We start from the raw sequence: 7,582 nt of genomic DNA on the forward strand, positions 1-7,582 counted from the left end.
GGATGTCTATATCCATCCTCTTCTTTCTAACCTTTTAATAAGTTTTTCATTACAGATAAATTTTATATTATATAAGATCTCAAGCTGTATATTATTTATTGAAACATATATAGTATTAATCTTGTTAAATAATCATTAATATATTGATTTTTGCTCCTCACCATCAGTAATATTATAAAAGTGTCTTTCTCTTGATACTAATGCCTCTACAAAATCAGTTGCTGGATTTTTTAATATTTCCTTCGGTTCTGAATATTGTTCTATTTTACCTTCATTCATTACAAGAACTTTTGTCCCAAGCTTAATAGCTTCTGAAATATCGTGTGTAACAAATATAATTGTGATTCCAGTCTTATTATGAATATTTAAGATTTCCTCCTGTAATTGTCCTCTAGTAATTTCATCTACTGCTCCAAAGGGTTCGTCCATCAAAAGAATATCTGGTGATGCAGCTAAAGATCTCGCTATCCCTACCCTTTGTTGTTGTCCACCTGAAAGTTCATCAGGATATCTATTAAGCATCTCTTCTTCTAATCCAACTATATCCATCCACTTCTTAACTGCTAACTTCGTCTTTTCTTTATCTTTTTTATTTAATAAATTAGGAACATAAGCAATATTTTCTTCAACTGTCATATGAGGAAATAGTACACTTCCCTGAATTGCATATCCTATATTTCTACGAAGATCTATGATATTTTCTTCTTCAATATTTTTATTTTTTATAAAAATCTTACCTGATTCAGGTGTAATTAATCCATTAATCATTTTTAATATTGTAGTTTTTCCTGATCCCGAGCTTCCTATTATCGTTAGAAAATCTCCTTTTTTAATCAGAAGATTAAACTCTTCTACAATTGTTTTATTTCCATAGCTTTTCTTTATATTATCAAATCTTATTATCTCTTCCATTCCATAACCTCCTATTCTATAATTCCTTTTTCTAATATAAACCCTTTAGCAACATCTTCTGGAGATTTACCACCTGATTCAACTTGATAATTAAGATCAGCCATTGTTTTATCATCTAGAATTCCTTCTAAACTATCTAATACATCACTTAATTCTGGGTAAGTATCTAATATTTCAGCTCTTACAACCATAACTGCCATAGCTGAAGAGAAGAACTGTTTATCATCTTCTAAAACTACAACATCTGAAACAGAAAGTTGTCCATCTGTTGTGAAAATATTCATAACATCTACCTTGCCTTCATTAATCGCAGAATATTTTAATCCAATATCTAAATCTACTGTACTTTTAAAGTTAAATCCATAAGTTTCAGCAAAACTATTGTATCCATCTGGTCTTTCATAAAAATCATATTCAGCACCAAATATAAGCTTATCAGATACCTTTGCTAAATCAGAATATGTTTTTAAATTATACTTTTCAGCTATATCTTTCTTAACCGCTAGCCCATAAGAGTCATTAAATCCAAAGTTGCCTGTCCAAATATAATTATACTTTTCTAGATACTCTTTTTTTAATTCTTCATACATGGATTCATCATATACTCCATCGTGTTTTAGAACCATGTTCCATCCAGTTGAAGTATATTCTGGATACATATCAAACTCTTTATTTTCCATACCAGGCATAATATTGGATGTTCCACCACCTACACCTTGAATTATATTTACATTTAAATCTGTTTTATCCTCAATAGTTTCTTTTAATATTGATCCAATTATATATTGTTCTGTCATAGGTTTTGTTGCAATATTAATAGTTTTAATATCTGATTTTTTACCTATACCTCTACCTACTAATGAAGCAACTAAAACAATTGTTACTGCTAATGCCACCCATTTTAGTTTTTTATTTTTTCTAACATTCTTCTTAGAAAATCTAGTAATTAAGCTTAATAACATGTCCACCACTATAGCTAAAATAGCAATGAGTAAACTTCCTGCTATAGTTAAGGCTGCATTATTAGTTGTTATTCCTCTATAAATAGCAACTCCAAGACCTCCTGCTCCTATAAAAGATGCAATACCTGCTAATGCAATAGTCATAGTTGCCATACTACGTAATCCTGTTATTATAACTGGCATAGCTAAAGGAAGTTTTATTTTATATAGAATTTGAAAATTAGTGCTCCCCATCCCCTTTGCAGCTTCTAATACTTTATTATCAATATTAGTTATACCAGTATGAGTATTACGTACCATTGGTAACAAAGCATAGATAGTTAAAGCTATAATTGCAGTAGTATTCCCTATTCCTGATAGTGGAATTAAAAAACCTAAAAGTGAAATTGATGGAATAGTATAAATAAAATTTATTATTCCAAGAACTATTTTTGAGCTTTTCTCATACTCACTAATTAAAATACCTAAAATTAGCCCAATTATAGTTGCTATAATTATGGATATTATAGATATCTCTAAATGCTCTAATAACAGATTTAGAAAAAATTCTTTCTTATCAATTAATTGAAAAATTACATCTTTAATCATTCTTATTTATACTCCTAACCTCAATCATTTCAATAGTTGAAAATTTTATATATTTTAATCCTCTAGGAGCATATGTATTTTTCTTACTCATCTTCTTACCTCTTTTCTTAATTTAAAAATTCTTTTTTAATTTTATGCAACTAATTATAATATAATGTTACACCTAATGTTAAATTTTGTTAAGAACGCACTTTTCCGTATCATAGTTTCCTAAATGATACTACTGTAGTAAAATGAAAAAATTAATGAGAATGAAAGAATGAAAAAAATGAAGGAAGAGGTTTTGCAATGCAAAACCTCTTTTGTTTTAAAGATTTCCTTTTGAAAAATCTGTAATGATTTTTTTAGGCATTATTTCATTTTTTAATTTTTTAATTCTTTCATTAATAAAATGCTTCGCATTTTATTAAAATTTATCTTACTATTTTCTTAACTAAAGCCCCTATTCCTACTCCCATCATTAAAATACCTATTAGCATTTCAACATTACTAATCATATAGGATGCTGATGATGGTTGTGCTTCAGTTAATCCAACTCCAGCAAACATTCCAACACTTAGGTTTAATGATTCATTATATAAGGTTAAAAGTTCTCTAAAATTAATATTATATAAATCAGATAAGTTTACTATTTCACCATTAAGTACTATTCCAAATAGTAAATATAAAATTGAAAATACTATAATAACTGCTATAGAAAAATAAACTGCATATATAGGTCTCTCTCCATAACCACAGCTTAATAGTCCGACAGTTGAAGAAATCTTAGGTAATGGCTTAAGAACGTTTCTTTGAGTCTTTCTACATAAGTAATAATACTCTCCAAAATTATTTTTTAAATTATTATCCTTAAATTTATCTGCAATATTTTCATATACAGTATAAATACCTTCATATTCATCCCTATCTTTTTTTCTTAATTCAATCTTATCAAAGAAAGTTTTTTCATCTAACTTACTTTTATCTTTATCTTTAAATTCTAAATCCTCGATATATGTATTTACTAACTTAAAGCCTGATAAATTCGAATCTGTTATAAATATCTTATTCATCTCTGAATTTATTATCATACCACTACTAACATCACATAAATTAAAGGTAGTTTCTTTAAGCTTACAATTATCAAAAATAATAAATTCTAAACTAGATAAAAAGAATTTCGCATATATATTACAATTTATAAACTCACAAGATAAGTTATCATCTATATTTAAGTTAGGCTTATCTTCGCTTTCTTTTTTTACAAAAGAACAGTCTTCAAACAATGCCCCACCACCTATAAAGTCACACTCATTAAAAATACATCCAATAAATTTACATCTTAAAAATTTTACGTTTGAAAATATGCATTTATTAAAAGTTGCACATGCAATATCTAAGTCTGCAATTTCTTCGAAATCCTCTTCCCACTTGGGATGGCCACCACCAAAAACAATTTCATTATGATTCTTATAGCTATATTTCTCATTTGGTGAATATAGTTTCGATATTGTTTTGCTACTTGAAATACTATTAATAAGTTTTCTATTATTCTCTCTTCTTTTATATAGTTGATCTATTGCTACTTCTTTTTCTTCTTTAAAATTAATATAAGCCATAATAAATACTTCCTTTTTTAATACTCTGCTTATATTGTTTCCTAAATGCTTTTATAAATTCCATGCTTTCTTTAATAATATCACTGCTTCTTCCATTTCCTCGTTACTTAAGCTAGCATACCCTAAAAATACAGTACTAGTTTCCATATTTGAATTGATATATGAGTTTGATAGACCTAATATCCTTATTTTATTCTCTTCAGCTTTTTTAATTAATTCCTTTTCGCTCATCCCATTATTAACTTTTAATAATAAATGAAGTCCTGAATTAGTGCCTATAATTTCAGTATTAGAAAAATATTTATTTATAAGATTTATTAAAAACTCTCTCTTTTTCTTATATAAATTTCTCATTTTATTTAAATGTCTTTCAAAGTATCCTTCTTCTATAAACTTAAATAAAGCTTGTTGTGTAGTTCTAGAAACTGTACATGCTAAAAAGCTAAAGTCTTTTCTATATATTTTTATAAGTTCATCAGGTAGCACCATATAAGCAATCCTTATAGCTGGTGAAAAACATTTTGAAAATGTTCCTAAGTAAATAACCCTTCCATTAGAATCTAAACTTTGAAGAGCTGGTATTGGCCTACCTTCAAATCTAAACTCACTATCATAGTCATCCTCAATAATATATCTATCATCATCTTTATTTGCCCAAGATAATAATTGCATTCTTCTATTTATAGGCATTATTATTCCTGATGGAAATTGATGAGATGGAGTAATATGAAGGACTTTAGCTTTTGAATTTTCTAGCTCACTTATACTAATTCCTTGATTATCTAAACTTATTCCTTTTGGATAAATCCCATTAATATTTAAAATCTTCCTTACTTTATAATACCCTGGTTCCTCTACTCCATAAACTTTATTTCTACCTAGTAAGTTAATTAATAACTGAATTAAATATTCACTACCAGCACCCACTACAATATTGTCTGCAGTAGAATTTACACCTCTTGAAAATCTTAAGTAATTAGAAATTGTTTCTCTTAAGTTTTTATCACCTTGAGAGTGACCAATTTGAAGTAAATTTTTATTTTCTTCACTAATTATTTCTTTATTTATTCTTCTCCATATAGCATGGGGAAAACTATCTAAATCAACTCTACTTGAGAAAAATTCATACTTATATTCATTTTTATTCTTTTTTATAATAGTTTCCTCTTCTATTATTTCCTCTCCCTTAAAAACTTCTTCAAGTTCGCAAACAAAGTACCCTTTCTTAGGCAGAGAAATAATATATCCCTCTATAATTAATTGTTCATAAGCAGCTTCAATAGTATTTTGACTTATTTGTAAATGCTTAGATAACTTCCTCTTTGAAGGTAGTTTACTATTAGCTTTTAAGTTGCCTACTTCAATTTCCTTTTTAAAATAATTATAAAGCTGAATATATAGTGGAATATTACTATTGTTTTCAAAAGATATTGTTATAAAATCCATAAACCCTCCAAACTGATACCATTAACTTTCTTAAAACTGACACTTATCAAAGTTTCAGTTTATGTATATAATAATATCAATAGTGTTATTACATAGTCAATTATAGTTAGGAGAATATTTATGGATTTATTACACCCTATTTGGGCAGAAATTAATATAGATAATTTAATAAATAATATAGATGAAATTAAGAAGCAAACTGTAGGAAGTGAAGTAATCGGAGTTGTAAAAGCCAATGCATATGGTCATGGTGCTGTAGAAGTTTCTAAAACTCTTTTAGAAAGAGGAATTAAGAAACTAGCAGTAGCTAATATTATTGAAGCTATAGAGCTTAGAGATAATTATATTAAGTCTCCAATTATGCTTCTTGGAATTAGCGAAAACTATGCTATTGACTCAATAATTAAATATTATGTGGAACCTACTATATCTACACTAAGCTTTGCTAAAGAACTTAATAACAAGGCTATAGCCTCTAATAAAATAATTAATGTTCATATAGCTATTGATTCAGGTATGGGTAGAATTGGCTTCAAAAACACTGAAAATGATATTAATGATATAATTGAAATTTCAAAATTAAGTAATTTAAATATAGAAAGTATTTTTTCTCATTTCTCTACTGCTGACTCAATTGATAAATCTTATTCTGATTATCAAATAGAAGTATATAATAATATACTATCAGTTTTAGAAGAAAGAGGATTAAAAATAAATAAGAAAAACTTATCTAATAGTGCAGCGATTATAGATTTACCAAAAAGCCACTGTGATTATGTTAGACCTGGTATTATTCAATATGGCTATTATCCTTCAAGTGAAGTTAATATGAATAACTTAAATATCAAACCAGTATTAACATGGAAAACTAGAATAATTCATTTAAAAGAAGTAGAAGAAAATGAATTTATAGGCTATGGTAAAACTTTTAAGACTACTAGAAAAACCAAGATAGCAACTCTTCCAGTAGGTTATGCTGATGGATATTCAAGAGCCCTATCTAATAAAGGTAAAGTTATTATTAATGGACAGCTTGCTCCTATTATCGGAAATGTTTGTATGGATCAATTTATGGTAGATGTTACAGATATCAAAGATGTTAAAGCCTTCGATGAAGTAATTCTTCTTGGGGAATCAGAAAATGTAAAATTCAATGCTGAAGATATGGCAGAAATAATCGGAACAATAAGCTATGAAGTTCTTTGCCTAATTGGAAGAAGAGCTCCTAGAGTATATATAAAGAATAACGAAATAGAAAAAATTAACTACCTTATGTAGACAGATGACAGTTAACATTTATCAATTAGTAATTAACAATTAAGGAAAAGATTCAGCTATTGCTGAATCTTCTTTTATTTTAAAACCCCTAAAGGAGCTTTTTCATTGATTTTTCATTCTTAATTCTTCATTTTTCATTTTTCAATAGTGCCTTCTGTTTTTTCCATTTTCGTATCTTGCTTCTAAAAGATTTAAAAGGGGCTACTGTATTTATATGTATCCACTTCCATATAGGCCAGTTAGATGGAGTCGAAGAAGCCCATTTTCTACTTCCTACTATAAATAACTCTTCCTCTGAAAAGTTATCTATCCATTTTATAATCTCATTTACTTCTTCCTTAAATTTTTCTTTCAATTCATCTAAAGTATATTCTCCATGTCTATCATAAAAGCTTTTATATAGCTCACCAAGTTTATTCCACTTATATCCTGGAGCTGGTGTAATAACTATTTTGCCTTCTTTCTCATCCTTATCCCAAGTTCTTATTAAATCTAGCCAACCTAATTGATAAGCAATCATCTCTAATGGTGTTCTGTCTACACCTTCTATCATTTTTTCTTTATCTTCTTCTAAAACTTCATCAAATTCTTTAATAAATAGCTGTGAGGTTTTTTCAATTTCCTTTATTAGCTCATTTTTGCTTGTGTATTCTTGCATCCTCTCTTCCCCCTTTTATATACCATTGTATAAAATTAAATGCTATGGAAACATTTCTTTGTAAATATAAATTCACTCATATATATGATATATATCTTATATATGATAATTTAAGACATATTGCCTAATTTATATATTAT

The 7,582-nt window shown here is 27.5% G+C and carries 6 protein-coding genes; 1 reads left to right on the top strand and 5 read right to left on the bottom strand.

Translation table 11 applies throughout. From position 1 onward, the window contains the following. Positions 1-135: 135 nt before the first annotated feature. From E6248_RS10560 to E6248_RS10575, 4 genes are all read right to left on the bottom strand, one after another. A complete protein-coding gene (locus tag E6248_RS10560; RefSeq protein ID WP_316340768.1) occupies positions 136-912 on the bottom strand; it encodes an ABC transporter ATP-binding protein in 777 nt (258 codons plus the stop codon). Between the two features lie 11 nt (positions 913-923). Then, complete coding sequence (locus E6248_RS10565; protein WP_316340769.1) at positions 924-2,462, bottom strand: glycine betaine ABC transporter substrate-binding protein; 1,539 nt, start codon at positions 2,460-2,462, stop codon at positions 924-926. A gap of 413 nt (positions 2,463-2,875) precedes the next feature. Then, positions 2,876-4,060, bottom strand: coding sequence for a pentapeptide repeat-containing protein (locus E6248_RS10570; protein ID WP_316340770.1), 1,185 nt, complete (start codon positions 4,058-4,060; stop codon positions 2,876-2,878). A gap of 51 nt (positions 4,061-4,111) precedes the next feature. Next, positions 4,112-5,506 (bottom strand): PLP-dependent aminotransferase family protein, encoded by a 1,395-nt coding sequence (locus E6248_RS10575; RefSeq protein ID WP_316340771.1) that lies wholly within the window; start codon positions 5,504-5,506, stop codon positions 4,112-4,114. 120 nt (positions 5,507-5,626) lie between these two features. On the opposite strand from E6248_RS10575, the gene alr reads away from it, so the two are divergent. Beyond that, positions 5,627-6,784, top strand: coding sequence for an alanine racemase (gene alr, locus E6248_RS10580; protein ID WP_316340772.1), 1,158 nt, complete (start codon positions 5,627-5,629; stop codon positions 6,782-6,784). 127 nt (positions 6,785-6,911) lie between these two features. Here alr and E6248_RS10585 read toward each other — a convergent pair whose 3' ends face one another. Next, on the bottom strand, positions 6,912-7,442 hold the full coding sequence (locus E6248_RS10585; protein ID WP_316340773.1) for a ClbS/DfsB family four-helix bundle protein: 531 nt from the start codon (positions 7,440-7,442) through the stop codon (positions 6,912-6,914). Positions 7,443-7,582 lie beyond the last annotated feature (140 nt).

It is taken from the genome of Clostridium sp. (assembly GCF_032552055.1).
Classification (GTDB): Bacteria; Bacillota; Clostridia; order Clostridiales; family Clostridiaceae; genus Clostridium.